The 25,603-nt window shown below is 74.1% G+C and carries 19 protein-coding genes; 8 read left to right on the top strand and 11 right to left on the bottom strand.

Going from position 1 to position 25,603, the window contains the following annotated elements; genetic code table 11:
• Positions 1-189 precede the first annotated feature (189 nt).
• From ACF061_RS06680 to ACF061_RS06665, 4 genes are all read right to left on the bottom strand, one after another.
• The gene (locus ACF061_RS06680; protein WP_392265713.1) at positions 190-2,352 is read right to left on the bottom strand and encodes a SpoIIE family protein phosphatase; all 2,163 of its coding nucleotides are present in this window, start codon (positions 2,350-2,352) and stop codon (positions 190-192) included.
• Positions 2,353-2,660: 308 nt separating this feature from the next.
• Complete coding sequence (locus ACF061_RS06675; RefSeq protein ID WP_392265712.1) at positions 2,661-3,353, bottom strand: DUF402 domain-containing protein; 693 nt, start codon at positions 3,351-3,353, stop codon at positions 2,661-2,663.
• 71 nt (positions 3,354-3,424) lie between these two features.
• Positions 3,425-4,813, bottom strand: a complete 1,389-nt coding sequence (locus ACF061_RS06670) for a class II fumarate hydratase (protein WP_392265711.1) — start codon at positions 4,811-4,813, stop codon at positions 3,425-3,427.
• A gap of 232 nt (positions 4,814-5,045) precedes the next feature.
• Positions 5,046-6,716 (bottom strand): fumarate hydratase, encoded by a 1,671-nt coding sequence (locus ACF061_RS06665; RefSeq protein ID WP_392265710.1) that lies wholly within the window; start codon positions 6,714-6,716, stop codon positions 5,046-5,048.
• Between the two features lie 191 nt (positions 6,717-6,907).
• On the opposite strand from ACF061_RS06665, the gene ACF061_RS06660 reads away from it, so the two are divergent.
• Positions 6,908-7,609 carry a DUF1707 domain-containing protein gene (locus ACF061_RS06660; protein ID WP_392265709.1) on the top strand — a complete coding sequence of 234 codons (702 nt, stop codon included), beginning with the start codon at positions 6,908-6,910 and terminating at the stop codon, positions 7,607-7,609.
• A gap of 147 nt (positions 7,610-7,756) precedes the next feature.
• On the top strand, positions 7,757-8,128 hold the full coding sequence (locus ACF061_RS06655) for a WhiB family transcriptional regulator (RefSeq protein ID WP_392265708.1): 372 nt from the start codon (positions 7,757-7,759) through the stop codon (positions 8,126-8,128).
• A 399-nt stretch (positions 8,129-8,527) separates the two neighbouring features.
• Here ACF061_RS06655 and glpX read toward each other — a convergent pair whose 3' ends face one another.
• Positions 8,528-9,562 carry a class II fructose-bisphosphatase gene (glpX, locus tag ACF061_RS06650; RefSeq protein ID WP_392265707.1) on the bottom strand — a complete coding sequence of 345 codons (1,035 nt, stop codon included), beginning with the start codon at positions 9,560-9,562 and terminating at the stop codon, positions 8,528-8,530.
• A gap of 127 nt (positions 9,563-9,689) precedes the next feature.
• Between glpX and ACF061_RS06645 the strand changes: the two genes are divergently transcribed.
• Complete coding sequence (locus ACF061_RS06645) at positions 9,690-10,223, top strand: DUF4245 domain-containing protein (protein WP_392265706.1); 534 nt, start codon at positions 9,690-9,692, stop codon at positions 10,221-10,223.
• 40 nt (positions 10,224-10,263) lie between these two features.
• Here the strand turns inward: ACF061_RS06645 and ACF061_RS06640 are convergent, their stop codons facing one another.
• Together ACF061_RS06640 and xseA are read right to left on the bottom strand one after the other, a co-directional pair.
• Positions 10,264-10,500: an exodeoxyribonuclease VII small subunit gene (locus ACF061_RS06640; RefSeq protein ID WP_392265705.1), complete on the bottom strand. Its 237-nt coding sequence runs from the start codon at positions 10,498-10,500 to the stop codon at positions 10,264-10,266.
• Between the two features lie 9 nt (positions 10,501-10,509).
• Entirely contained in the window at positions 10,510-11,718 is a 1,209-nt protein-coding gene (gene xseA, locus ACF061_RS06635) for an exodeoxyribonuclease VII large subunit (RefSeq protein ID WP_392265704.1), read from the bottom strand.
• A 202-nt stretch (positions 11,719-11,920) separates the two neighbouring features.
• Here xseA and ACF061_RS06630 point away from each other — a divergent pair, with 202 nt between their 5' ends.
• Both ACF061_RS06630 and ppgK read left to right on the top strand, forming a co-directional pair.
• The gene (locus tag ACF061_RS06630) at positions 11,921-12,937 is read left to right on the top strand and encodes a 4-hydroxy-3-methylbut-2-enyl diphosphate reductase (protein ID WP_392265703.1); all 1,017 of its coding nucleotides are present in this window, start codon (positions 11,921-11,923) and stop codon (positions 12,935-12,937) included.
• A 307-nt stretch (positions 12,938-13,244) separates the two neighbouring features.
• Entirely contained in the window at positions 13,245-13,997 is a 753-nt protein-coding gene (gene ppgK / locus ACF061_RS06625) for a polyphosphate--glucose phosphotransferase (protein WP_392265702.1), read from the top strand.
• 33 nt (positions 13,998-14,030) lie between these two features.
• Here ppgK and ACF061_RS06620 read toward each other — a convergent pair whose 3' ends face one another.
• Positions 14,031-14,459, bottom strand: a complete 429-nt coding sequence (locus tag ACF061_RS06620) for a DUF6542 domain-containing protein (protein ID WP_392265701.1) — start codon at positions 14,457-14,459, stop codon at positions 14,031-14,033.
• A 338-nt stretch (positions 14,460-14,797) separates the two neighbouring features.
• Here ACF061_RS06620 and ychF point away from each other — a divergent pair, with 338 nt between their 5' ends.
• From ychF to ACF061_RS06605, 3 genes are all read left to right on the top strand, one after another.
• Positions 14,798-15,886: a redox-regulated ATPase YchF gene (gene ychF, locus ACF061_RS06615; RefSeq protein WP_392265700.1), complete on the top strand. Its 1,089-nt coding sequence runs from the start codon at positions 14,798-14,800 to the stop codon at positions 15,884-15,886.
• A 334-nt stretch (positions 15,887-16,220) separates the two neighbouring features.
• Positions 16,221-18,869, top strand: a complete 2,649-nt coding sequence (locus ACF061_RS06610; RefSeq protein ID WP_392265699.1) for a BTAD domain-containing putative transcriptional regulator — start codon at positions 16,221-16,223, stop codon at positions 18,867-18,869.
• A gap of 103 nt (positions 18,870-18,972) precedes the next feature.
• Positions 18,973-19,695, top strand: a complete 723-nt coding sequence (locus ACF061_RS06605; RefSeq protein ID WP_392265698.1) for a DUF4232 domain-containing protein — start codon at positions 18,973-18,975, stop codon at positions 19,693-19,695.
• A 15-nt stretch (positions 19,696-19,710) separates the two neighbouring features.
• Here the strand turns inward: ACF061_RS06605 and ACF061_RS06600 are convergent, their stop codons facing one another.
• The 3 genes from ACF061_RS06600 to ACF061_RS06590 are packed head-to-tail and all read right to left on the bottom strand — an operon-like array spanning position 19,711 to position 25,582.
• Positions 19,711-22,023, bottom strand: coding sequence for a hypothetical protein (locus tag ACF061_RS06600; protein ID WP_392265697.1), 2,313 nt, complete (start codon positions 22,021-22,023; stop codon positions 19,711-19,713).
• Positions 22,020-23,300 carry a VWA domain-containing protein gene (locus ACF061_RS06595; RefSeq protein WP_392265696.1) on the bottom strand — a complete coding sequence of 427 codons (1,281 nt, stop codon included), beginning with the start codon at positions 23,298-23,300 and terminating at the stop codon, positions 22,020-22,022. Before ACF061_RS06595 ends, ACF061_RS06600 begins: the two co-directional genes overlap by 4 nt.
• The gene (locus tag ACF061_RS06590; protein WP_392265695.1) at positions 23,297-25,582 is read right to left on the bottom strand and encodes a DUF5682 family protein; all 2,286 of its coding nucleotides are present in this window, start codon (positions 25,580-25,582) and stop codon (positions 23,297-23,299) included. Before ACF061_RS06590 ends, ACF061_RS06595 begins: the two co-directional genes overlap by 4 nt.
• Between the last annotated feature and the right edge of the window lie 21 nt (positions 25,583-25,603).

Genomic DNA, 25,603 nt, shown 5'->3' with positions numbered 1-25,603 from the left:
GGACGGCGTCCGGGCCTGAGCCCAAACGAGGGGGCGCCGCCGGCTGAGCGCCGGCACGCCGCACGACCCGCCCCGCCGCCCGGAGCACGACACGAGCCCGGGTACGACGCGAACCCGCGTCGTACCCGGGCTCGTGTCGTTCCGGACTCGCCCGGCCGGGTGCGTCACCCGGGCCGGGCCGGACGCGGGTCAGCCCCGGTGCAGCTCGAACCAGACCACCTTGCCGGTGCTCAGCCGGGTCGCGCCCCAGCGGCGGGCCAGCCGGTTCACCAGGTACAGTCCCCGGCCGCCCTCGTCGTCGGCGCGGGCCTGGCGCAGGCGCGGCAGTTGCGGCACGTCGTCGCCGACCTCGCAGCGCAGCACGTCCGTGCGCAGCAGCCGCAGCGTCACCGGACGGGAGGCGTACCGCACGGCGTTGGTGACGACCTCGCTGACCAGCAGCTCCACCGAGTCGGTGAGCTCCTCCAGACCCCAGCGGGCCAGCGCCCGGCGGGCCAGCCGGCGGGCCCGGCCGGGTGCGGAGTCCTCCGGGTCCAGGAACCAGTACGCCACGTCGCTCGGCGCGATCCCGTCGAAGCGGGCGGCGAGCAGCGCGATGTCGTCGTCCCGGTCGCCCGGGCCGAGCATGTCGAGCACCTCGTCGCACAGGGCTTCCAGCGGCGGCGGATGGTCGGGGCCGGTGAGCTGCGCGGTCGCCGCCAGTTTCTCGCGCAGCTGCTCTATGCCGGTCCACACGTCGCGCAGCCGGGACTCGACCAGACCGTCGGTGTAGAGGAGCAGCGTGCCGCCGGCCGGCGCGTCCAGTTCCACCGCCTCGAAGTCCACGCCGCCGACGCCGATCGGGGCCCCCGGCGGCACCCGCAGCACCTCGGCCCGGCCGCCCAGGTGCAGCAGGACGGGCGGCGGGTGGCCGGCGTTGGCGATGGTGATGCGGTGCGCGACGGGGTCGTAGACGGCGTACAGACAGGTCGCCATGCGGTCGGTGCCCAGCCGCTGCGCCTGCTCGTCCAGGTGGTGCAGCACCTCCTGGGGCGGCAGGTCCAGCCCGGCGAGGGTCTGCGCGGTGGTGCGCAGCTGGCCCATGATCGCCGCCGAGGTCATGGAGTGGCCCATCACGTCGCCGACGACCAGGGCGACCCGGCTGCCGGGCAGCGGGATCGCGTCGTACCAGTCGCCGCCCACCCGCGCGGTCTCCGCGGCGGGCAGATAGCGGGAGGCCAGCCGCACGCCCGTGGGACGGGGCAGGGTCTCGGGCAGCATGGTGCGCTGCAGCTCGTCGGCGATGTACGCCTCACGGCCGTACAGCATCGCCTTGTCGATGCCGAGGGCACTGTGGGTGGCGAGCTGGGCGGCCACCAGCAGGTCGTCGGCCTCGAACGCCAGGCGCTCCGGACGGCGCAGGAAGAGCGCGGCGCCGATCACCCGGCGCCGGCCGCGCAGCGGGGCGAGAATGGCGCGCTGCCCGCTCGGTACGGCCAACTCGGAACCGTCACCGAGGAGCTCGGTCAGCGCGGCCCGGGCGGGCGGGGCGTCGGTGAACACCGGCCGTACGCCGCGCAGCACCTCGCCGAGCGCGCTGCCGGGCTGCACCTCGCACAGCTCGTTGGTGACCACGGACAGTTCGGCCGGCTGCTCGGGCGCCGGCGCGGGCATGAACCCGACCTCCGGGTCGCGCTCCGCCGGTATCCGGTCGGTGCGGCGCAGCCGGAGCACGAGCGGGCCCACGGGCCGCTCGTCGCCCACGGGAAGCGGCTCGCGCAGATAGACGAGGATCGCGTCGGAGAAGGTCGGCACGGTCGCCCGGCACAGCCCCATGACGATCTCGTCGAGATCCATCCCGCGGGCGATGCGGCGGGTCGCCGCGCCGACGAACCGCAGCCGGTCACCGTCCCGCCGCATCGGCAGCGGCCGTCCGGGCGGCAGCGTCTGGCCGGTCCGCCGCTCCTGGCCGCCGGGGCCGCGCCGCTCGGTTCCGCCGGGCGCGCCCGGCGGCCGGCTCACCCCGGCCGCTCCCGCGGCGCCGGTGGTCCGGCTGCCCGGGTCGGGCTGGGCCGGGATGCCCTCCGGCACCGGGCGCGGACGGTGCGGGTCTGGCTCGGCGGCCATGGGCTGAGCGTGCTCGTACCCGGCCGCGGGACCCGCCTCGCCCGCGCGCGGTTCGTCGGTCCCGGTCGCCCGCGGCGGCTCGCCGACCGCGCTCTGGGCCGGGACCGGGCACGGGGAGGCGCCGTCCGGGCGGGGCTGAAGCGGTAACGCCTGCGGCGGCTCCGGGGTACGCAGGAGTGCCCCGCGGGCGTCCGCGGGGTCGGCGCCCTGCTGGGGGCGTTCGAAGGAGGTCGGCTGCTCCGTCACGCGTGTCGAATCCATCCGTCCGGGGCTGCGCGCCGGGCGCGCAGTTGGTCCCGCCGAAGACCCGATACCCGGAATACGTGCCCCAGGAACGGATTTCCGGCGTGGTCAGAGGCTGTGCCTGTGTCACCGGCGGGTCCTGCGCGGCCCGCACGGGTGGTGCCCTCGTCCCCCTCGCTCACGTCCTGCCGCCCCTCGGTGACGTCCGGTCAGACTCGGTACGTGCGCCGGGAGTTGCCCCTGCGTCGCGCCTCCCTGCGCCCTTGCGGAGGACGATCCTACGTTTCCCGCCCAGGGGCGCATCAAGGGTCTCATGAGGACACGTGCGCGGGCGTACGGTCCCAGTCCTCCGGCAGTGACGGTACCGCCCAGGAGGGGTCCGGGCGCCAGTGCTGCCAGTCCTCCGAGAACGGCGGCCCCCATGCGCGGACCACCTCCACCGCCGACCGGCCCGCCGCCCGCACCCGCTCGGCCTGGGCGGCGTCCATCAGCCCGTCCCGCTGCGCCTGAGCGAACTCGTCCTCGTCCTGCCAGGCCCAACTGCGGTCCGGCTGCACGGTGATGTCCAGGAAGTGGTCCACGGAGTCCACGCCGCCCGCCCAGCGGGCCAGCGGCTCCTCCAGGTTCACGTACCAGTTCTTGAACCGCCAGCCCGGCTCCCAGAACAGCCACACCGACCACGGTTCGCCCGGCCTCGCCAGCTTCAGCACACCGGTGCCGAACCAGTGGTCGCGCCGCACGGCGCGCGGCTTGGTGTAGCGCGAGGCGAGCGGTTCGAGGTGCACCGGTGTGCCGTCGGCGAGCACGGGCCGCACGCACTCCGTGCCGGGCGCCAGCCACACCACGAGCAGCTCCGCGTCGTCGCGTACGACGGTCACGGGGCGGGCGATGTGGAAGCCGGAGCCGCCGTTCTCCCGGTACCGCCACAGTATCCGGCTCCCGGGAGCCCAGCGGGCCGTCGCACCGCCCGTCCTCACGCGTCGCACCGCTCCGTCGTCTGCCATGCGCAGATACTAGGTGTCATGGGCACACCGCGCTGCGGTGGGCGTCACGGTTCACGCCCGGGGAGCACCGGTCACGGGCGGGTCATCCGCAGGACGTCCAGCGCCTCGTCCAGTTGCTCCGCCGTGAGGTCGCCGCGCTCGACGTAGCCGCTCTCCAGCACGACCTGACGGATCGTCTTCTGTTCGGCGAGCGCCTTCTTGGCGACCTTCGCGGCCTCCTCGTACCCGATGTACTTGTTGAGCGGGGTGACGACCGACGGCGAGGACTCGGCGTACTCGCGGGCCCGCTCGCGGTGGGCGACGATCCCGTCGACGGTCCGGTCGGCGAGCAGCCGGGAGACGTTGGCGAGCAGCCGGATCGACTCCAGGACGTTCTTGGCGATGACCGGCAGCATCACGTTGAGTTCGAAGTTGCCGGCGGCGCCCGCGGTGGCGACGGTGGCGTCGTTGCCGATCACCTGGGCGGCGACCATGAGCACCGCCTCGGGGATCACCGGGTTGACCTTGCCCGGCATGATCGACGACCCCGGCTGCAGGTCGGGCAGGGAGATCTCGGCGAGTCCGGTACGGGGCCCGGAGGACATCCAGCGCAGATCGTTGGCGATCTTCGTCAGTCCGACGGCGATGGTCCGCAGCTGCCCGCTGGTCTCGACGATGCCGTCCCGCGCGCCCTGCGCCTCGAAGTGGTCGCGGGCCTCGGTGAGCGGCAGCCCGGTGACGCGGGCCACCTCCTCGATGACGGCGGCGGAGAATCCGGGCGGGGTGTTGATGCCGGTGCCCACGGCGGTGCCGCCCAGCGGTAGTTCGGCGAGCCTGGGCAGGGAGGCGTTCAGCCGCTCGACGCCGTGCCGCACCTGGGCCGCGTACCCGCCGAACTCCTGGCCCAGGGTGACGGGCGTGGCGTCCATCAGGTGCGTCCGCCCGGACTTCACCACGTCCCCGAACTCCTCGGCCTTGCGGGCGAGTGTCCCGGCCAGGTGGTCGAGGGCGGGGATCAGGTCCCTGGTGACGGCGGCGGTGGCGGCGATGTGGATGGAGGACGGGAAGACGTCGTTGGAGGACTGGGAGGCGTTGACGTGGTCGTTCGGGTGCACGTCCCGTCCCAGGCGCTCGCTCGCGAGGGTGGCGACGACCTCGTTGGTGTTCATGTTCGACGACGTCCCGGAGCCGGTCTGGAACACGTCGACCGGGAAGTGCGCGTCCCACCTGCCCTCGGCGACCTCCGCCGCCGCGTCCTGGATCGCCCGGGCCACGTCCTCGTCGAGTACGCCGAGCTCCGCGTTGACCTTCGCGGCGGCGCCCTTGATCCGGGCCAGCGCCTCGATGTGCGCGCGCTCGATCCGCTGCCCGGAGACGGGGAAGTTCTCCACGGCGCGCTGGGTCTGGGCACGCCACTTGGCGTCGGCGGGGACCCTCACTTCGCCCATGGAGTCGTGCTCGATGCGGTATTCGTCGCTCATACCCGGTACAGCGCGTGAACCTGCGCGGATGTTCCGGGTATGGGCCGAACGGGGGGCGGGCTCGCGGTGGTTGCGGTGACCGGGGCCGTGGTCACCGCCGCCCGCGCCCGTCCGCCCGAGGGGCTCCGCCCGGGCGCCGCGGGGCCGACGTCCGGACGCCGCGGCGCCCGCCGGGGACGGTTCAGGGAAGACGCGGCGGGGGCGGGGACCCGCCCCCGCCGCACCCGGGGCGCTACGCCAGCCCCGGGCCCCGCACCGGGATCGACGTGAACGTCGGCTGCGGGGCCGGGTCGGTGAAGAAGTCGTTGCCCTTGTCGTCGACGACGATGAAGGCCGGGAAGTCCTCCACCTCGATCTTCCAGACGGCCTCCATGCCGAGCTCCTCGTACTCCAGGACCTCGACCTTCTTGATGCAGTCCTGGGCGAGGCGGGCCGCCGGGCCGCCGATGGAGCCCAGGTAGAAGCCGCCGTGGGCGTCGCACGCGTCCGTGACCTGCTTGCTGCGGTTGCCCTTGGCCAGCATCACCTTGGAGCCGCCCGCGGCCTGGAACTGCTCGACGTAGGAGTCCATGCGGCCGGCCGTGGTCGGGCCGAAGGAGCCGGAGGCGTAGCCCGCGGGGGTCTTGGCCGGGCCGGCGTAGTAGACCGGGTGGTCCTTGAGGTACTGCGGCATGCCCTCGCCGGCGTCCAGACGCTCCTTGATCTTGGCGTGCGCGATGTCGCGGGCCACGACCAGCGGTCCGGTCAGGGACAGGCGGGTCTTGACCGGGTACTTGGTCAGCTCGGCGAGGATCGACTCCATCGGCTGGTTCAGGTCGATCTCGACGACGTCGCCGTCCTGCTCCAGGTGCTCGTCGGTGGTCTCCGGCAGGAAGCGCGCCGGGTCCGTCTCCAGCTGCTCCAGGAAGACGCCCTCGGCGGTGATCTTGGCGACCGCCTGGCGGTCCGCCGAGCAGGACACCGCGATCGCGACCGGGCAGGACGCGCCGTGCCGGGGCAGGCGGACCACGCGCACGTCGTGGCAGAAGTACTTGCCGCCGAACTGGGCGCCGATGCCGATCCTCTGGGTCAGCTCGAAGACCTTCTCCTCCAGCTCCTTGTCCCGGAAGCCGTGGCCGAGCGGCGAGCCCTCGGCCGGCAGCTCGTCCAGGTAGTGCGCGGAGGCGTACTTCGCGGTCTTCAGGGCGAACTCGGCGGAGGTGCCGCCGACCACGATCGCCAGGTGGTACGGCGGGCAGGCGGCCGTGCCCAGCGAGCGGATCTTCTCCTCCAGGAACTTCATCATGGAGGCCTCGTTCAGGACGGCCTTCGTCTCCTGGTACAGGAACGACTTGTTGGCGCTGCCGCCGCCCTTGGCCATGAACAGGAACTTGTAGGCGCCGCCGTCGGTGGCGTACAGCTCGATCTGGGCGGGGAGGTTGGAGCCGGTGTTCTTCTCCTCCCACATGGTGAGCGGGGCCATCTGCGAGTAGCGCAGGTTCAGCTTGGTGTAGGCGTCGTAGACGCCGCGGGAGAGGGCCTTCTCGTCCTCGCCCTCGGTGAGGACGTTCTGCCCGCGCTTGCCCATGACGATGGCCGTACCGGTGTCCTGGCACATGGGCAGCACGCCGGCGGCGGCGATGTTGGCGTTCTTCAGCAGGTCCAGGGCGACGAACTTGTCGTTCGAGCTCGCCTCGGGGTCGTCGATGATGCGGCGGAGCTGGGCGAGGTGGGCCGGGCGCAGGTAGTGCTGGATGTCGTGGACGGCCTCCTCGGCCAGCTTGCGCAGCGCCTCCGGCTCGACCTTGAGGAACGTACGCCCGTCAGGCCCCTCGACGGCGGAGACGCCCTCGGACGTCACCAGCCGGTACGGGGTCGTGTCCTCACCCATGGGGAGCAGATCGGTGTACGCGAACTCAGGCATCTTCGCCCATTCCTCACTCGGCAGACGGCTGCCCGCCGACGCCGGCGGGCGCCCACCAGCGTAGAACCTGCCGTCGGCGGCGGGCCTGTGAGGTCCCGCTCAGTTCCCTCGCCCACGAGCGGCCGTGACGGTTCTCCACAGGGCGCGACGAAGGGTAGTCGCGATCTATCGCGTTTCGGTACGCTGCTGCCGTGGACCTTCACAAGCAGACCGAACCGCGTACGGCGGCGGCCTCCGCCCCGGTCGCCGAGCTGCGCGCCTCGGACGCCGACCGTGACCGCATCGCCGACATCCTCCGCGAAGCCCTCGCCGAGGGCCGCCTGACCGCCGACGAGCACGCCGAGCGCGTCGAGGGGGTGCTGAGCGCCAAGACGGTCGGCGAGCTGGAGGTCTTCATCCAGGACCTGCCCGCCGCCCACCAGGGCCGCACGGCCCCGGCCTACACCTCCGTGCCGAACCGTCCGGCGGACGGGGCGATACCCCCTCACGCCGACGAGAACGTGGTGGCGGTGTTCAGCGCCGCCATGCGCAGGGGCCGCTGGCGCGCCGGCCGCCGGCTGCACGCCTACTCGGTCTTCGGCAGCATCGAGATAGACCTCAGCGAGGCGATCTTCGAGTACCAGCAGGTCGTGATCAAGGCGGTCTCGGTCTTCGGCGACATCCAGATCCGCGTGCCGGAGAACGTCTCGCTGCGCGGCGCCGGCGGGGGCGTCCTCGGCAACTTCGAGGTGCAGCCGCTGGATTCAACCGAACCCGACGCGCCCGTGGTCTACGTCGACGGCTGGGCCGTCCTCGGCAACGTCGAGGCGCGGCCCAAGCGGGGAAAGCTCGTCGCGGACATCCTCGACCGGGTGCAGCGCAAGGTCGACAAGCGGTTGCGCAAGCACCTCTGACCAACCGTACGGTCGGGAACTCAGTGCATAGGCGCGCGTACAGCGGGTAGGGCTTGCTGCATCGTCTCTTGGAGGGCGCCGTGGCTTCACGCGGGGCCCATCCTCGCGGCATCCTCCAGCTCGCGAAGCCGTCGTCAGGAGAAGACCGTGCTGCAACCGCCGCATTCGTCCCTGCAGGTCGCTGCCGTACCGGCCCAGCGGGAGCCGGAGCGAGACAGGGACCAAGACGCACCCTGGCACACCGAGGCGGTGTGCCGGCGCGACGAGGCCGGCCTGTTCTTCGCGCCCTCCAAGGAGCCCACCGCCGCCCGGCTCTCGCGCGAGGAGGCGGCCAAGCGGGTCTGTGCGCGCTGCCCGGTGATGGTCGAGTGCCGCGAACACGCGCTGCTGCAACCCGAGCCGTACGGCGTCTGGGGCGGGCTGACCGCGGCCGAGCGCCGTGTCGTCCTGGCCCGCCGCCGCCGCCGTGAGATGGAGCTGAAGAAGACCGCGCGCACGACGGGCCGGATAGCGGGCTAGCCGGTGCCGCGACCGGAGAGGTCCGCCGAGGAGCTCGCGAGGCCCGGCGCGGTGCGACGCGGGGCGGCGCACCGCCCCGCGTGCTGATCGCCCGCGCGCTGGCGTACCCGGGTGATGCGACGACGCGGTGGCGGGCTCCCCGGGCCGAAGGCCGGAGGAGCGCCGTGCCGGACGCCGCGATCCGGTGGGCCTTTCCCGTCGCAGCGCCGCACGTGCCCTACCGGGACGTCCGGCCGCGCTGGAGGAGGTGAGGCCCCCGCGCCCACCGGTGCTTCTCCTCGTGGGCCGTTTCTCCACGCCCGCTGTCCCGCTCGCGCGAATGGGGCGCCCCGCCGCACCGGGGGCGCCCCATCGCCGTGACCGGCCCACGGGACCGGCGTGATCGGGGCGGGCGGTCCGCTACTTCGCCCGGTCGAAGTCGATCGCGCTGTACGCGCGCAGCTTGCTCAGCCGGTGCTCGGAGTCGATCCGGCGGACCGTGCCGGACTTGGACCGCATGACGATGGAGTCGGTGATCGCCGTCTCCGAGCGGTAGCGCACACCGCGCAGCAGCTCGCCGTCGGTGATGCCGGTGGCCACGAAGAAGACGTTCTCGCCGGAGACCAGGTCGTCCGTGGTCAGCACGCGGTCGAGGTCGTGCCCGGCGTCGACCGCCCGCTGCCGCTCCTCGTCGTCCTTGGGCCACAGCTTGCCCTGGATGGTGCCGCCCAGGCACTTCACGGCGCAGGCCGAGATGATGCCCTCGGGCGTGCCGCCGATGCCGAGCAGCATGTCGACCCCGGTGCCGTCGCGCAGCGCCAGGATCGAACCGGCCACGTCGCCGTCGGAGATCAGCTTGATCCGGGCGCCGGTCTCCCGGATCTCCTTGATGACGCCCTCGTGCCGGGGGCGGTCCAGGATGACGACCGTGACGTCCTCGGGCGTGGCCCGCTTGGCCTTGGCCACCCGCTTGATGTTCACCGACACCGGCGCGTCGATGTCCACGAAGTCGGCCGCGTCCGGCCCGGTGACCAGCTTGTCCATGTAGAACACGGCGGACGGGTCGAACATCGCGCCACGCTCGGCGGCGGCCAGCACGGCGATCGCGTTCGGCATGCCCTTGGCGGTCAGGGTGGTGCCGTCGATCGGGTCGACGGCGATGTCGACCTCCGGCCCGGTCCCGTCGCCCACGCGCTCTCCGTTGAAGAGCATCGGGGCCTCGTCCTTCTCGCCCTCACCGATGACGACGACGCCGTTCATCGAGACGGTGGAGACGAGGGTGCGCATGGCACGGACCGCGGCGCCGTCGGCGCCGTTCTTGTCACCGCGCCCGACCCAGCGGCCCGCGGCCATCGCGGCGGCCTCGGTGACCCGGACGAGTTCCAGGGCGATGTTGCGGTCGGGAGCCTCTTCGGGGACTTCCAGCTCGGACGGCAGATGATGATGCTCGGTCATCGGAGCGCACCTTTCTGATACGACGACGGCCGGATGAGGGTTCTGACCCCGACTCTATCGCCGGGCAGACAAAATGAGCAGGGGACCCCACGGATGAGCGGGCCGGACACCTGCGACGATAGGAAGCGTGGCAGGTTCGAACCGCAAGCAGAAGACAGTCCGGGGCGTCGTCGCCTCCCTGGGCGTGACCGTGTTGGCGGCGGGGGTCGTCTACCTCTTCGTCCCGCACGACGATCGCGCTCCCGACGTGAAGGCGGTCGACTACCGCGTCGAACTGCTCACGGCACGCCGCGCGGCCTCGTACCCGGTGGCCGCGCCCGAGGGGCTGCCCGACGGCTGGAAGGCCACCTCGGTCCGCTACCGGGCCGACCAGGGCGACCTGTGGCACCTGGGTTTCCAGGATCCCGAGGGCCAGTACGTGGCGGTCGAGCAGTCGACCCAGAAGCGCAAGGACTTCATCGCCGACGCCAGCCAGGGCGGCCATGCCACCAAGGTGACCCAGGAGATCGGCGGCCGCACCTGGACGCGGTACACCGGCGGCCGCTACGACGCCCTCGTGCACGAGGACGCCAAGGGCTCGACGACGGTGGTGGCCGGCACGGCCGGCTTCGACCGGCTGACTTCGATGGCGCAGGCGCTTCAGCTGAAAAGGGAGTCCTGAGCCCTCCCGAGAGGGACCGGCAGCCGCGGGCGGGCGGGCCCTACCGGTCGTCCTCGTCCTGGGCCGCCTCCTCGGCGAGCGCCGCGTCCAGCCGGGCGCGGGCGCCCTCCAGCCACCGCCGGCACACCTTGGCCAGCTCCTCGCCCCGCTCCCACAGGGCCAGGGACTCCTCCAGGCTGGTGCCGCCCGCCTCCAGACGCCGGACGACCTCGATCAGCTCGTCGCGTGCCTGCTCGTAGCCGAGCGTCTCCTCGGCCGGTGCTGCCTTGCTTGTCATCCGCCCACCCTATGTGTCGACCCGAACCGTGAACTCGCCCCCGGCCACCCGCGCCCGCAGCGCCTCGTCGGCCGCCACCTCGGCGGGGTCGCGGACCACATGGCCGTCGGCCCGCTGAAGGACCGCGTACCCGCGCCGCAGCGTCGCGGCGGGCGAGAGGGCGACCACTCGGGCGTGCGTGTGCGCCAGCTCGGAGTCGGCGCGGTCCAGCAGGTGCCGCAGGGTGCGCCGGCTCCGGTCGAGGAGCGCGGCGACGTGGTCCGCGCGCTCGTCGATCATCCGGTGCGGATCCTCCATACAGGGCCGTGAGAGCGCGTGGGCCAGCCCGCGCTCCTCCCGCTCCACCTGCGCCCGTGCGCAGCGCCGCGCGCGGTCGCGCAGCTGCCGTACCCGCTCGTACTCCTCGCCGACGTCCGGGACGATCTTCTTGGCGGCGTCGGTGGGGGTGGAGGCCCGCAGATCGGCGACGTAGTCCAGCAGCGGGGTGTCCGGTTCGTGCCCGATCGCGGAGACCACGGGGGTACGGCACGCGGCGACCGCGCGGACCAGCTGCTCGTCGGAGAACGGCAGCAGGTCCTCGACACTGCCGCCGCCGCGCGCCACGACGATCACGTCCACCTCGTCGATCCCGTCGAGCTCCTTGACGGCCTGTACGACCTGCGGGACGGCGTGCACGCCCTGCACGGCGACGTTGCGCACCTCGAAGCGGACGGCGGGCCAGCGGTGCCGGGCGTTCTCCAGCACGTCCCGCTCCGCGGCGGAGGCCCGCCCGCAGACCAGGCCGATCAGCTGCGGCAGGAAGGGCAGGGCCTTCTTCCGCGCGGGCGCGAACAGCCCCTCGGCGGCCAGGTTCTTCTTCAGCTGCTCCAGCCGGGCCAGCAGTTCGCCGACCCCCACCGGCCTGATCTCGGCGGCCCGCAGCGACAGCTGCCCGCGCGGGGCGTACCACTCGGGCTTGGCGTGCACGACGACGCGCGCGCCCTCGCCGACCACGTCGGCGACGGCGTCGAACACCTCGCGGTAACAGGTCACCCCGACGGAGATGTTGTGCGACGGATCGCGCAGTGTCAGGAAGACCACGCCCGCGCCCGGCCGCCGCGACAGCTGCGTGATCTGGCCCTCGACCCAGACCGCGCCGAGCCGGTCGATCCAGCCGCCGATGAGCCGTGAGACCTCGCCGACGGGCAGGGGAGCTTCGGGGGACGTGGAGATGGCCATGTCCGCGAGAGTAGCCGCCGCCACCGACAGCGTCCGCCCTCCGGCCGCGGCCGGGGCGGGACCGGGCGCGGCGGGTCCCGGCGGCAGCGGCTTCACCGCACGGCCGGCGCGTCGCGGGGCGGTCCCGGCCCGGTTGGGCGGGCGGCCGGACCGCGTCGTCGCCCGGGCGGCACGATCTTCGGACCCGTCGGGCGGCCTTACGATGGGTGCCATGACCGCTACGTCTGGCCGCCGTGTCCTGCTCGCCGCCCCCCGCGGCTACTGCGCGGGTGTGGACCGCGCCGTGATCGCCGTCGAGAAAGCCCTGGAGCAGTACGGGGCTCCGGTGTACGTCCGGCACGAGATCGTCCACAACAAGTACGTCGTGCAGACCCTGGAGAAGAAGGGCGCCGTCTTCGTCGAGCGGACGGAGGAGGTGCCGCCGGGCAACATCGTGATGTTCTCGGCGCACGGCGTGGCGCCCGTCGTGCACGAGGAGGCCGCGCGCGGCCGGCTCGCCACCATCGACGCCACCTGCCCGCTGGTCACCAAGGTCCACAAGGAAGCCGTCCGGTTCGCGGGCGACGACTACGACATCCTGCTGATCGGGCACGAGGGCCACGAGGAGGTCATCGGCACCTCCGGCGAGGCCCCCGACCACATCCAGCTCGTCGACGGCCCCGGGGACGTCGCGAAGGTCGAGGTCCGTGACCCGTCGAAGGTCGTCTGGCTGTCGCAGACCACGCTGTCGGTGGACGAGACCATGGAGACGGTGGACGCCCTCAAGGAGAAGTTCCCGCAGCTGCTCTCCCCGCCCAGCGACGACATCTGCTACGCCACGCAGAACCGTCAGCTCGCCGTCAAGCAGATGGGCGCCGAGGCAGAACTGGTGATCGTGGTGGGCTCCCGCAACTCCTCCAACTCCAAGCGGCTGGTGGAGGTCGCCAAGCTCGCGGGCGCGGACCGTGCCTACCTCGTGGACTTCGCCGACGAGATCGACGAGGCCTGGCTGGAGGGCGTGTCGACGGTCGGCGTGACCTCGGGCGCGTCGGTGCCGGACGTCCTGGTCGAGCAGGTGCTCGAGTGGCTCACGCGGCACGGCTTCGAGGACGTGGAGATCGTCAAGGCGGCCGAGGAGTCCATCACCTTCTCCCTGCCGAAGGAGCTGCGCCGGGACCTGCGCGAGGAGGCGGCGGCACTGGTCGCCGAGCGCGGCGGATCGGGCCCGGCTAAGGGCTGACCGCCACCGGCCGCGAACGCGCGGGTGGCAGGCCACCCGCGCCGCCCGTGCCGCGCGCGCCCGGCCGCGGCCGGGCCGGAGCCGTGGCCGTCCCGGTCCCGAGCGAGGCGTCACCGCCGCAGCCGCGACGGGGCCGCAGTCGTGGCCGTTCCCGTCCCGCCCCGGGCCGGGGCGTGACCGCCGCCGGCCCCGTCAGGGACGCCGTCCTCACCCGGAACGCGGTCCCCGTCCGGAACGGCGTCCCGGCGAGGAGCCGGTGCTCCCGGTCCGGCACATGGCCGTCAGTCGCACGTCGTAACGTGGTGCCATGCAGATCTTCGGTGTGGACATCGGCGGGTCGGGGATCAAGGGCGCGCCCGTGGATTTGGACCGGGGCGACCTGGCCGAGGAGCGGTGCAAGGTGCTCACCCCGCACCCGGCGACGCCCGACGGCGTGGCCGACGGCGTCAAGCAGGTCGTCGACCACTTCGGCTGGACGGGACCGGTGGGGCTGACCTTCCCGGGCGTGGTCACCGACGGCGCCACGGTCCGTACCGCGGCCAATGTCGACAAGAGCTGGATCGACACCGACGCGCGCGCCCTGTTCGGCGAGCGGCTGGGCGGTCTGCCGGTGACCGTGGTGAACGACGCGGACGCGGCGGGCGTCGCCGAGATGCACTTCGGCGCCGGCCGGGACCGCCGGGGCACGGTGATCCTGCTGACCTTCGGCACCGGCATCGGCAGCGCGGTCTTCACCGACGGCGTGCTCGTCCCCAACACCGAGCTGGGCCACCTGGAGCTGGACGGCCACGAGGCGGAGAAGCGGGCCTCCAGCAAGGTCAAGGACGATCGCGACCTGTCCTGGGAGCAGTGGGCCCGCCGCGTCCAGAAGTACCTGGTGCACGTCGAGATGCTCTTCTCGCCGGAGCTGTTCGTCATCGGCGGCGGCGTCAGCCGCAAGGCCCACAAGTTCCTGCCCCTCATCGAGGGGGTCAGGGCGGAGATCGTCCCCGCCCAGCTGGAGAACAACGCGGGAATCGTGGGCGCGGCGATGCGGGCGGCGCAGAGCGCCCAGGCGTGACCGCTCGGCCGGGAGGCGGAACCGCCCGTCGCCTCAGCCCGGCGGGCGGTTCCGTACCGCCGGGCGGGCGGGCGGCCGGCCGGCGCGCCGCACCAGCGCCGTCGCTCCCGCGACCAGCGTCCCGCCGTACAGCCACAGCGCCTGGGTGGCGAGGGCGGTCACCAGGCCCGTCAGCGTCCCGAGGAGGCTCCCGTCGCCCTCCGCCAGGGGCAGCACCCCCACGGCGAAACCGATGGGCGCCACCACGGGCGCGGTCAGCAGGTCGCCCTCGCGTACCCACACCGCGGTCAGCGCGCACACCAGCAGGAACAGCACGCCGTAGAGGGTCTGCGAGCCGCCGAGCAGCAGGGCGTCCAGGCAGCCCAGCACGAACAGCACCGCACCGCAGAACAGCCCGCCCCCGAGCCCGGTCAGCCGCGGATTGGGCAGCTCCCGCAGCCGTCGTATGACACCGGCCGGCACGGCGGCGCCCGGTGGCCGCGCCGCGCCCGCCGGGCGCCGCCGCCCGGGTCCGCCCCCGCTTCTCCGGGGGGCGGGCGGGCGCCCCCGGACTTCCGGCTCCGTCCCCCGAGGAGGCACCGGCGGCCTGCCGCGTCGCGGTCCGTGCTGCTGAGGTCGCGTCCTGTGTGGCTCCACAGGACCAACCTAGGTCTGTTTATGTGTTGAATAGGCCGTTTGACACGCCGCGGGGCGCAGCTTGGCCAAGTGTTCGAACCGTCGCCGGGGTGCGGCGCCGCACGCCGTAGACTGGTGGATCGGCCGCCTGGCCACCAGTCTCCTCACGTACGGGAAGTCGCAACGTGTCGCTCACGATCGGAATCGTCGGTCTGCCGAACGTCGGCAAGTCGACCCTGTTCAACGCCCTGACCAAGAACGACGTGCTCGCGGCCAACTACCCGTTCGCCACGATCGAGCCGAACGTCGGGGTCGTCGGCGTCCCGGACGGTCGTCTCGCCAAGCTCGCCTCGATCTTCAAGTCGGAGCGGATCCTGCCGGCCACCGTCGACTTCGTCGACATCGCGGGCATCGTGCGCGGCGCCAGCGAGGGTGAGGGCCTGGGCAACAAGTTCCTGGCGAACATCCGCGAGTCGGACGCCATCTGCCAGGTCATCCGCGCCTTCAAGGACGAGAACGTCGTGCACGTCGACGGCAAGGTCTCGCCGAAGGACGACATCGAGACGATCAACACCGAGCTGATCCTCGCCGACCTCCAGACGATCGAGAAGGTCCTGCCCCGGCTCCAGAAGGAGTCGCGGATCAAGAAGGACGTGGGCCCGAAGGTCAAGGCCGTCGAGGAGGCCAAGGAGATCCTGGAGAAGGGCGACACGCTCTTCGCGCACGGCATCGTCCAGGGCACCGAGCGCAACGAGCTGCTGCACGACCTGCACCTGCTCACCACCAAGCCGTTCCTCTACGTCTTCAACGTCGACGAGGACGAACTGGTCGACGAGGACTTCAAGAACGAGCAGCGCGCCCTGGTCGCCCCCGCGGAGGCGATCTTCCTCAACGCCAAGCTGGAGGCGGACCTCGCCGAGCTGGACGAGGAGGACGCCATGGAGCTCCTGGAATCGGTGGGCGCCGAGGAGCCGGGCCTGGCCACCCTCGCCCGCGTCGGCTTCGCCACCCTGGGCCTGCAGACCTACCTGACGGCCGGCCCCAAGGAGTCCCGCGCCTGGACCATCAAGAAGGGCGCCACCGCCCCCGAGGCCGCCGGCGTGATCCACACCGACTTCCAGAAGGGCTTCATCAAGGCCGAGGTCATCTCCTTCGACGACCTGGTCGCGACCGGCTCGGTCGCCGAGGCCCGCGCCAAGGGCAAGGCCCGCATGGAGGGCAAGGACTACGTCATGCAGGACGGTGACGTGGTGGAGTTCAGGTTCAACGTGTGACCGCAGGACCACCCATGCGCTAGCAAAAAAGTCATACGCGCAGGCCGGAAGGGGTCGGGCTCTGGCGAGCCGGATCCCTTCCGCGTTCCCGCACGGACGCGGTGCCGACTCCTGCCCGCTCCTTCGCGGGGTGACCTTGTCGAGATCCAGGCTCATCTCGAAAGGCACAAGCCGCTTCAAGGCGCCCCGGAAGATGCCGGCGGGCGCCACGCGCGCCAGGGGCCCGCCGACGGCAGTCGCGCTTCGGCCAGGAGCCGCCCGGTCCGCGACGGTGACCTGGTCACTCCGCGTATTCTCTGTGCCTGACTGCGAGGCTGATCGGGGGAGGTACGAGGTGGAGTTCCGGCTGCTCGGATCCGTCGCCGTCGTCACGGAGAACGGGGACGTGACACTGGGGCCCGCCAAGCGCTCCAGCCTGCTGGCCATGCTGCTGCTGCGGCCCAACACCCCGGTCAGCGTGGACCGGTTGACCGAGGCGCTGTGGGAGGACGAGCCGCCCGTCCACTTCAAGACGGTCGTGCAGGGACACGTCTCGCGGCTGCGCGCCCTGCTCGCCGGGCACGGTGCGCCGGACTACGGCATCGAACTCGTCACCCACGGAACCGCTTACGAGCTGCAACTGCCCGAGTCCCTGGTGGACGCGCACCGCTTCGAGGAACTCGTCGGGCTCGCCCGGGTGCAGCGCAGCCCCGCCGACACCGTGCGGATGCTGCGCGAGGCGCTGGCCTGCTGGCAGGGGCCCGCGCTCACCGGGACCGTGCGCAGCGGACCGCTGGAGGCGGCGGCCGGCACCCTGGAGGATCTGCGGCTGGCCTCCGTGGAGGCGCTGGCCGAGGCGTACGGGGAGCTCGGCGAGCACGCCCGGGCCGCGGCCGTGCTGCGCACCGAAGCCGTCGCGCACCCGCTGCGCGAGTCCCTGGCCGCCGCGTTGATGCTGGCGCTGGGCCGTTCGGGGCGGCAGTCGGACGCCATCAACTGGTACCACCGCACGCAGCGGCTGCTCGCCGACGAACTCGGCGTCGATCCCGGTGACGTGCTCACCGAGGCGTACGCCACGCTGCTCAGGTCCTCCGAACCCGCTCCCGCGCCCGCCCGGCCGGCGCCGCCCGCCGAGTCCCCCGTCCCCGAGCTGCTGCCCCGGCCGCCACGCGGCTTCACCGGACGGGAGGCCGAACTGACCGCGCTCAGCGGGGCCGTCGCCGACGGGGAGGCGCCCGTCTGCCTCATCACCGGACCCGCCGGGGTCGGCAAGACCGCCTTCGCCCTGCACTGGGCGTACCAGCGGCGCGCCGACTTCCCCGACGGCCGCCTCTTCGCCGACCTGCGGGGCTTCAGCGACACCCCGGCGCCGGACACCGGGTCCGTGCTGCGGGAGTTCCTGCTCGCGCTGGGCGTCCCGGCGCAGCGGATCCCGGAGACCGCGGCCGCGCGGGGCGCGCTGTTCCGCACCCTCACGCAGGGCCGCCGGCTGCTCGTCGTCCTCGACAACGCCCGTTCCTCCGAACAGGTCCGGCCCCTGCTGCCCGGCGGCGACCACTGCGCCACGCTGGTCACCAGCCGGGACCGGCTCGGCGGGCTCGTCGCCACCGACGCCGCCCGGCCGGTGCCCCTCGGGCACCTCCCCGTGACCGGTTCGGCGGAGCTGCTCGCCAGCGTTCTGGGCAAGGAGCGCGTCGCGGCCGAACCCGAGGCGGCCGAACGGCTCGCCGGACTGTGCGACGGACTGCCGCTCGCCCTGCGGGTGACCGCCGCCCGGCTCGCCGAGCGCCCGCAGTGGACACTCGACGCGATGGTCCACGAACTCGCCGACGAACAGGGCAGGCTGGCGCTGCTCAACGTCGAGGACACCGGTGTCTCCGCCGCCCTCCACCTCACCGTGCAGCAACTGCCCGAGCCCGCCGCCCGGATGTTCCGCGCCCTCGGCCTGCACACCGGCTCCGACCTGGACCGGTTCGCGGCGAGCGCGCTCGCCGGCACCACCCCGGGACAGGCCTCCGCCGACCTGGACCGGCTGGCCGCCGCCCATCTGCTCACCGAGTCCGTGCCCGGCCGCTGGACACCGCACGACCTGGTCCGCCTGTACGCCCGCCACCTCGCCCCGCAGGCGGACCCCGAGGGCCTGCGCCGCCTCCTGGACCACTACCTGTACACGGGACTCGCGGCCGACGCGGCGGCCGAACCGGGCTCCCAGCCCTGCTACGCGCTGCCCGCCGACGCCCGGCGGCCCGCGACGACCAGGGAGTTCGAGGACCGGGCCGCCGCGCTGGCCTGGTACGAGGCGGAGCGCTCCGCGCTGGAGGGCGCGGTCGCCGCGGCCGCGGCCCTCGGCCTGCACGACCGGGCCTGGCGGCTCGCGCTGGTGCAGTGGCCGCTGATGCTGTGGCGGGTCGGCGACGGCTGGACCCCGCTCCTCGAGGCCGGACTGGACTCGGCCGTACGCGTGGGCGACCTGGACGCGCAGTCCCGGACCCGGGCGCTGCTCGGCTGGATCCTGCACGAGGAGGGCCGCAGCACCGAGGCCCTGGTCCACCTGGAACAGGCGCCCGAGCTGGCGGCCCGCGCGGGCGACGCGATCAGCGAGGCGATCGCCTACGTCAACCTCGGCGCCGTACTGGACGCCGTGGGGCAGACCGGGCGGGCCGGGGAGCTGATGTCCCGGGCGGTGTCGCTCGCCGGGCTGACCGACCATCCCGACACCCAGGTGCTGACCCTCCAGCACCTGGCCAGGCACTGCCTGAACAACGGGGAGTACGCGGCGGCGCTCACCCACCTCCAGCGCGCGACCGAACTGGTCGCGCCGCACGCCACCGTTGGCCGGGCGCAGTTGCAGATCGCCCGCGGCGAGGCGCTGGCCGGCCTCGGCCGGGTCACCGAGGCCGCGGACCAGTTCGAACGGGCCACCCGGGCAGCCGACGCGGCCGGTTTCACGGAAGGTTCGGAGCGGGCGGCGGAGCTGCTGTCCCGGCTGGTGGTGGGGCGTTAGCGGGACGTAAGCGGAACGGCAGCGCGGAACCGGAAGCTGAGTCAGGCACCGGGGGACCGCTGCCGACCACCACCGCTTCACACCGCTACGGGGGAGTACCACCATGCGTCACCACCGCAAGAACACCGTCCTGGCCGTCGCCGCCGTCGCCGCCCTCTCGCTGGGCCTGACCGCGTGCGGCGGCGACGGGGACGGTGCCAAGGACGAGGGCGCGGCTCCGGCGGCGGCGACCGTCGCGAACACGCCGGGCGACGTCTCCGCCACGTCCGGGACGACCGGCACGGCCAAGGGCAACGCCGCCCAGAGCGCGTCCGAGAAGGGCGGCACCACGACCGGCGGCGGCAGCGGCAAGGCCGCCGGCGGCTCGACGGGCTCCGGCAAGTCCGCCGCGAACGCCCCCGCCTGCGCCAGCGGCGATGTGCGGATCACGGTGCAGAAGGCGGACGAGACGCCCACCGAGCACGTCGTGCTGACCGCCCGGAACGTCTCCGGCCACTCGTGCACCCTGCTGCGGTACCCGCTGATCGCCTTCGGCCCCATTCAGACCGCCAAGGACGTCCCGGCCGTCGCCAAGAGCGCGCCGCAGACCCCGGTCGTCCTGGCGGCCGGCGCCCCGGCGTACGCCAACGTCCGGATCGCAGGCGGCGGCGCGCACGAGGACAACAAGGTCGTCACCGAGTTCAACGTGAACCTCTTCGCCGCCGACGGCCCGGCCGAGGGCAGCGTCGTCGTCCACGCCCCGGCCGGCGGCCTCGCGGTCGACGAGGCGGTCGCCAAGACCGGTTACTGGACGGAGGAGCTGCGCAACGGCGCCGACGAGTTCTGATCCGTCAGGACACCGTCAGGAGGTGTCGGACAGGAGGGTCCCGGCCGGGTCGGCGGGGCCCTCCTGGTGCAGTTCCAGGCTCACGGACAGGCGGATGTGCGCGTCCACCCAGACCGGCCCCGCCGCGGCCGGGTCCGGCCCGTCGAGCGCCGCGCCCACTTCGCCCAGCAGCCGGGACGCGGCGTGCAGACCGGTGCGCCGCAGGCGGGCCGCGCTGTCGGCGAGGCGGGCACGGGCGGGTCCGGCCGCCCGGCGCAGACCGTGGTGGGCCGCGTCGGCCAGGGCCGCGAGCCCATCCTCCAGGGCCGCCGTGACCGGGTCGGCCGGGCGCGGCGGGGCCGTGCCGAGCGCACCGTCGCCGTTCCCGGCCGCCAGGTCGGGAACGACCACGCCCGTGCCGGTCAGCACCGCCAGCGGGTCCAGCAGGGGCCGGCCGCCGGCCCGGGACAGCATGCCGCTCACGCAGCTGACCCGCGGATGCGCGAGCGCGGCGGCGAGCGCGTCCAGGCCGCCGGGACACAGCGGGTTGTACTCGGCGGCGACCACGACCTCGTTGCCCGCCGGGTCGCGCAGGACCGCCTCCAGGCGCTGCGCGGCGGGGTCGTAGCCGACCGACTCCACCGCCTCCACCGCGACCACCCGCACGGACTCCGCCGCCACCCGGGGGCGGATCAGCCGCGGCGGCCGTTCGTCGAGCGCGCGCAGGTGACCGGCGACGTCCCGCAGCAGCAGGGTGCCGGGCAGCTCCGTCCACGCCGAACCGACCGGGGTGACGCTGGTGGCGGCGATCCGGCCCCGGGAGATGGCGACCGTCCGGTCGGCGGCGCGCGAGGTGTGCTCGCTGACGACGTTCGCCGTGGCCAGCGCGAGCAGCGGGGAGCCGAGCAGCCGGCGCGCGGACAGCTCGTGCCCGGTGGGGGACCGCCCGTCCGCCGACTCCCACCTCTTGCGCAGCACCAGGGCGGTCCCGGCGGCGGCGTGCGCGAAGTAGACCTCTGCGGTGCGGTCCCGGGCGGTGCCGCCGATCCGGCAGCCGAGCGCGACCAGTCGTACCCGGCGCAGCGGGGTCACCGGCGCCTCCCTGGTGCCCAGCACACCGGCCGGGTCCCGGCCGGCGGCACGGTGCCGGGCGTGCAGCTCGGCGAGCAGGGCGGCCAGGCGCACCGGCGCGTAACGGGCGCCGCGAGCGGCGTAGGCGTCGAGCTGCTCCGCCAGCTCGGCCACCGCCCCGGCGGGCCAGTGCTGGGAGGCGGCGCCCAGCGCCTCGCGGGCACGGCGCAACGATCCGGCGAACACCGGGCCGGTGTGCCGTACGCCGTCCAGCAGGAGTTCGTCGGCGAGGGCGACGGCGTCGCGCAGGGCCCTGCCCCCGTCTTCGCCGGGGCCGGGGCCGGGGCCTGCGCCGACGGTCACCCGTGTCGTCTCCCCGGCGTCTCCCGCCCGGAACGCCCAGACCGCCAGGGCCACGACCTCGCCGCGCAAAGCGGCCGCCGCGTCGGTGAGGGCGTAGCCCAGCTCGTGCGGGACGGGGAAGCGGACGGTGCAGGTGGGCAGTTCCACGCGGGGTACCGGGTCGGCGGTGCTCGGGCGGTGCAGCCGGGCCGTGTACCCGCGGGCCCGGGCCCGTCGCGCGGCGGCCAGGGCCGGGCGGCCCAGCTCCGCGGCCAGCGCCTCGTCGTCGAACTCGCCCGGCGACCAGTCCTCGAAGGCCGGCGCGGCACCGGCCGAGGCGGTCTCCGGGGCGTCTCCTGCCGAGACGGGCCCCGGGGCGTCCGCGGTCCTCGCGGCGCCGGTCCCGGGGGTGGTCGCTGCCGCGCTCCGTCCGTCCGGGGTGTCCCGTCCGCCTCCGGTGTCCCGCGTGTCCTCCGTGCTCCGGGCGTCCTCTGCGCTCCGGGCACCCTCCGTGCTCCGGGCGTCCTCTGTGCTCCGGGCGTCCTTCGCGGTTCCGGCGGCGGGGATCAGCGGGGCGGCGGGCGGGTTCACGGCGCCGTGTGGGTTCCGGGCCGCCGGTGTCTCCGGAGCGGCGGGCGCGGCCGGGGCCGCGGACGCGTCCGGGGCGGTGCGCTGGTACGCCAGCGCCAGCCCGACACGGTGGCGGCACATCCCCGCCGCGCCGCAGCTGCAGTCGGCCTCCGCCAGGCCGGTGCCCGGGGGCAGGGTGGTCTCGACGCCGTCCGGGAAGACTCCGCGCACGGTGCCGTCGCCGGTCGTGGTCACCACCGCGCCGGAGCCCGCCGCCAGGTCCTTCTCGGCACGTTTGACGAGGCCGCGGTTGGCCAGTGCGGCCAGGATCTCCGGCGTCAGCGCCCGCAGGTCGGCACGCGTCATCGGCCCTGCCCTCCCCGGCCCACCTTCTCGGCGACGAACTCCGCGAGCCGGCCCGGCGTCATCGCGCCCACGTGCGCGCCGACCCGCGCGAGCCGTCCGGCGAGGTCCCGGTCGTAGTCGGGCTCGGCCTCCTCGTCCAGCGCGGCCAGACAGAGCACGGTGCTGCCCTGTTCGACCAGCCCGCGCACGGTGCGCACCAGACGGTAGGAGTCGCCGCCCTCGTAGAAGTCGGAGACGACGGCGACGACGGCCCGCCGCGGGTTGTCGACCAGCGCGGCGCCGTAGTCGACGGCACGGGCGATGTCGGTACCGCCGCCGAGCTGCACCTTCATCAGCACCTCCACCGGATCGGTCACCTCGCCGGTCAGGTCGACCACCTGGGTGTCGAAGGCGACCAGATGGGTTCTCAGGCCCGGCAGGCTCCACAGACAGGCGGCCGTGACCGCGGAGTGGATCACCGACCCGGCCATGGATCCCGACTGGTCGACCAGGAGGACGAGCTGCCACTGTTCCAGGTGGCGCCGGGTGCGCGAGTGGAACCGCGGCTCGCGGATGAGGAGGCGGCGCTCCCGCGGCTGGTAGTGGGCGAGGTTCGCCCGGATGGTGCCCCTGAAGTCGAAGTCGCGGGCCAGGGGCAGCCGGCTGGGGCGGCGGGAGCGCGAGCCGGTGAACGCCCGCCGGACCTCGGGCCGCAGCCGCTCCATCAGCTGCCGCACGACCGTCTCGACGATCCGCCGGGCCGCCGCCAGCACCTGGGGGTTCATCAGGTGCTTGGTGCGCAGGACGGCGCGCAGCAGGGTCTGGCTGGGTTCGACCCGGGCGAGGACGTCCGGGTCGGTGACGATCTCGTGGATCTCGTACTGCTCCACGGCGTCGCGCTCCAGCCGTTCCACGGTCTCCTTGGGGAACAGCCGGTGGATGTCGTCGAGCCAGTCGACGGCGGTGAGCTGTGAGGGGCCGCTACCGCCTTCGCGGGTGGCGGACGGTCCACGGCGCACGCCGCGGCGGCGCAGGTCCTCGTCGCGGCCGTAGAGCCAGTCCAGCGCGGCGTCCCGGGCCGCGGCCTCGCCGTGCAGCGGGCCGGTGTGGCGTTCGGCGGCGGCGCCCAGGATCAGGCGCCAGCGCTCCAGGCCGGGGTCGGGGTCCGGGGCGGGGGCCGGGGCACCGGCGGCCGGTGCCGGTGGCTGTGCCGGTCCTGTCCCCGGCGACGGCGACGGTGGCGGCGGCACCGGCGCCGGCACCGGTTCGCGTGCCGGGTCGGGCGTGCGCGGATTCATCGTGCCGTCCTCAGATCGTGCCGGTCGAGCAGGCGGGTCACGTCGTCCTCCAGGGCTCTGGCGCGCGCCAGCAGCAGCGGGTCGGCGGTCGTGCGCAGCAGGGAGCGCGCCGAGCCGCGCAGACCGCGTCGCTCCAGCAGCCGTCCGGCGATGCGTTCGCGCTCCAGGGGCGGGAAGAAGGCGAAGGCCTGCCGCAGCGCGGGCAGCCCGGTGAGGAAGTCGCTCCCGGTCATCGCGGAGACGATGTCGTCCACCACGTCGACGAGGGACTCCCCGGCCGTCCCGGCGCCCCGTACGATCTCCTCCCGGGCCAGCGCGAACAGGCCGGTGAGCCAGTCGCCGAGTTCCCCGGCGGCCGGGGCCAGGGCCCGCACCTGGGCGGCGGGGTCGTCCGGAGCGCCGAGGGCGTGCCGCAGGCCGAACGCGGCGCCGCGCAGGTCGGCGGGGGCGCGGTGATCGCGTCCGATGCGGGCCGCTGCCTCCGCGGCGGCCCGCCTGCCGACCGACGGCAGCTCCGGAGCGTGCAGCAGCGCGTCCCGCGCGGCGGCCAGCGCGCGCAGCCGTGCCAGATCCACCCCGCGGCCGCCGTGCAGGCCCTCCGCCAGCCAGAACACCCGGTCGGTGGCGCCTCCCACCACACTGCCCAGCAGCCGGTCGCCGGCCACGCCGAACACCCGGTCGTGCCGCCACAGACCGAGCGCCGCCGCCAGGATCTCGCCCAGCGGACCCAGCTCACCGACCTGGCCGACCCGGGCGGCGAGCGTGCCCAGCAGGTCCACGCAGAGCGGCCCGGCCCCGCACAGCACCGTGTCGAACAGCAGTCGCGCCAGCGGTGCGACGTCCGTGCCCGCCGCGCGCACCCGCTCGGCGAGCACCGCCGCGGCCGCCTCGTCCAGCCGTGCTCCGTAGGCCCCCGCCTCGATCAGCGCGGCCTCGCGGCCATCCGCCGGCTGGGTCTCCCACCGTTCGGTGAACACCGGGTCGACGCCGTGGGCCGGGCCCGTGAGACGGGTGAGGCCGGGTACGCCCAGTACCCGCAGGCGGTGCAGGATCCGGCTGCGGGAGCGGTCCGCGGGGTCGGTGAGATCGAGGGCGACCGGTCCGCCGGTGTCGGCGAGGCCGAGCCGGGCGAGTTCCGCCGTCACGTGGTGCACCAGCGGGGGCAACGGGGTGTCCGGGTGCAGCCGGCCCTCGGCCTCGCCGGTGCAGGCGGCGACCATCTCCACCACCACGGGATGGGCGCCCGCCCCGAGCGCGCCCCCGGTGGTCCACGGCAGCGGCTGCTCCAGGTCGTCGGCGATCAGGGCGCCGGCCAGACCGTCCAGCACGTCCACCCGGGTCTCGTGCGGATGGCCGCGCAGCCGGGCCAGGCCCTGGGCCAGGCCGTGGGCGGCGATCAGGTCGGCCGTGGACACCGGGACACGGCGGGCCCTCAGCCGTTCGGCGACCGAGCGCAGCAGTCCCCGCGCCGCGGCCGCCGGACCGGACTCCCACAGCCGCTGGTAGTAGCCGGGGGAGGGCATGCCGGACTGGTAACCGGCGAAGGCGTCCAACTGGCGGAAGGAGTAGGGCACCAGGAAGCTCCCGCCGAGCGCGTCCCCGGCCGGTTCGGGCACCGCGGGCCAGTCCGCCGGACCGTCCCGCGACGCCAGGGCGCGCAGCGCCGGCTGGTGGAAGCCGCCGGTCACCACCAGCACGGGCCGTCCGCCGGCCTGGGCCACCGCGGCCCGCACCCAGGAGGCCATGTACTCCTCGCGGGCCCGGTCGCCCGGATCCGCCTCGGCATTCCCGCGTACCAGTTCGAAGTAGGCGTCGAGGCGGGCCCGCAGTCCGTCGTCGGGGTCCGCCGCCCCGGCGACCTCGAACAACTGGTCCCAGAGCGCGTCCACCGTGTCGACGCCGTAGTGCGCGCACAGCCGCCCGGTCGCCTCCGCGTAGCGCGCCTCGGCGTCGGCGTACCGGTTGGCGTACCGGTCCGAGCGCTCCGCGAAGGCCGGGTGCCAGGCCGGCAGGTCGATGAACCGCACCTCGGCGCCGGCGGCGTGGCCTTCCCGCAGGGCGACCCACTCCGGCGAGTACTCGCACAGCGGCGCCCAGGAGGAGGCCACCCGGGTGTCGTCCCGGTAGTGGCTGAACACGGCGATCGGCAGCCGGTGCCCCAGCAGCAGCTCGTCCAGCCGCGCGTTCATGTCGGCCGGCCCCTCCACCAGCACGTACGCGGGCCGCAGCGCCTCGATCGCACGGGCGACGAGACGCGCGCAGGCGGGCGAGTGGTGCCGCACGCCGATGAGGACGGCAGACCC

This window comes from Streptomyces sp. NPDC015220 (assembly GCF_043079345.1).
GTDB lineage: Bacteria > Actinomycetota > Actinomycetes > Streptomycetales > Streptomycetaceae > Streptomyces.
Note: the sequence above shows the minus strand (reverse complement) of the source record. Positions and strands in the feature narration are given on the sequence as shown.